Annotated in this window: 1 protein-coding gene; it reads left to right on the top strand. The window is 47.0% G+C overall.

Annotated features, from left to right (window positions below):
* The coding region (locus HC176_RS17345) for a M28 family peptidase (RefSeq protein ID WP_167920259.1) at positions 1–385 on the top strand (385 nt) is incomplete at both ends.

Consider the following 385-nt stretch of genomic DNA (forward strand, 5'->3'; position numbering starts at 1 on the left):
AGCAGGGGCTTAACGGTTCCCGTGCTTTTGTGGAAGACCATCCCGAAATTGTGAAGAACATTCAGGCGGTTTTCAACCAGGATAACGGAACCGGAAGAGTGGTAAATATCTCCGGGAATGGATTTTTACACGCCTATGATTATCTTGGAGACTGGTTGGCAAAAGTACCCGATACTGTCTCTCAGCATATAGAAACCATTTTTCCCGGTAGCCCCGGGCGAGGAGGTTCAGATTATGCTTCCTTTGTTGCCGCAGGAGCTCCCGCTTTTAACCTTAGCTCTTTGAACTGGGCATACTGGAACTACACCTGGCACACCAACCGTGATACTTATGACAAGATCGTTTTTGACGACGTGAGAAATAATGTGATCCTTACTGCTGTTCT

It is taken from the genome of Tamlana crocina (genome assembly GCF_012037625.1).